The organism is Pseudomonas abyssi (assembly GCF_002307495.1).
GTDB lineage: Bacteria > Pseudomonadota > Gammaproteobacteria > Pseudomonadales > Pseudomonadaceae > Halopseudomonas > Halopseudomonas abyssi.
The window spans coordinates 1-401 of the sequence record NZ_NTMR01000076.1 but is presented as its reverse complement, the minus strand read 5'-3'; the positions used below and the strand labels follow the sequence as shown (position 1 = coordinate 401).

Genomic DNA, 401 nt, shown 5'->3' with positions numbered 1-401 from the left:
CGCGTTGTAGATCGTCTCGCGGCAGACGTAGGCGTCTTCGAAGTTAGGGAATTCCATCGCACGGAGCTTGCCGGCAATTTGCTCGGGAGAAAAGCGTTTTCGCAGCAGGTAGACGACCAGATCGAGCAGCTCGGTGCCAGGCATCAGCTTTTTTTGTGGGCGGCAGGGCATGCGGCGCTCGCACGTCGCTCGCTGGGCATGCTGGGTGATGTACTCGCCTTGGGCGCCGCGGTTACGACGGATCTCGCGACAGATCGTCGAGGGGCTGCGGTTAAGCATTCGGGCAATGGCCCGCTGGCTCATGCCGCGCAGCAGACCGACCTGGATGTTGGAGCGTTCTTCGAGACTGAGTTCGTGGTAAGACATGGCGACACCGTACAGGAAAGGTCAGGTGTTGCACT

1 protein-coding gene is annotated in these 401 nt (G+C 60.3%); it reads right to left on the bottom strand.

All coding sequences use genetic code 11. The annotated features are described in order from the left end of the window. On the bottom strand, positions 1–366 hold a 366-nt coding region (locus CNQ84_RS20295), incomplete at its 3' end, for a helix-turn-helix domain-containing protein (RefSeq protein WP_133065939.1). Positions 367–401: the final 35 nt, after the last annotated feature.